1 protein-coding gene is annotated in these 390 nt (G+C 34.9%); it reads right to left on the reverse strand.

All coding sequences use genetic code 11. From position 1 onward, the window contains the following. Positions 1-142: 142 nt before the first annotated feature. On the reverse strand, positions 143-390 hold a 248-nt coding region (locus O970_RS08970; protein ID WP_166667108.1), incomplete at its 5' end, for an EndoU domain-containing protein.

Raw genomic sequence — 390 nt, forward strand, 5'->3', positions numbered from 1 at the left:
AAGATCACATGCTAACCAATCTGCAATTTCTCTTGCTCCAAAACCAAATATTTTTTCACTATTAGCATATTTTGTAAGTTTACCTCCCGTAGGAATAAAATCTGAATCGCTCCACCAGAATATAATTTGATCATTTAACATGTTATTTTTTTCCTTTATAAATTGGCCAAGCAGTCGCACCTGTACCATTAGGCTTTTTATAGAAACCTTGTATTTTTAGACCGCTAGTAGAAACTCCTTCCCATCTCTCTGTATTTGAAATTCTTTTTGAATTTTTAAAAGCACTTTCAATTTCCATTTCCGTCTGACGCTTAGACCAGTGCTCAGGGAGAAATGAGGCCTTAGCTTCTTTTTTATACCATTTCCCTGTTGCTGGAGTTCTTATTGATT

This window comes from Candidatus Schmidhempelia bombi str. Bimp (assembly GCF_000471645.3).
Classification (GTDB): domain Bacteria; phylum Pseudomonadota; class Gammaproteobacteria; order Enterobacterales; family Orbaceae; genus Utexia; species Utexia bombi.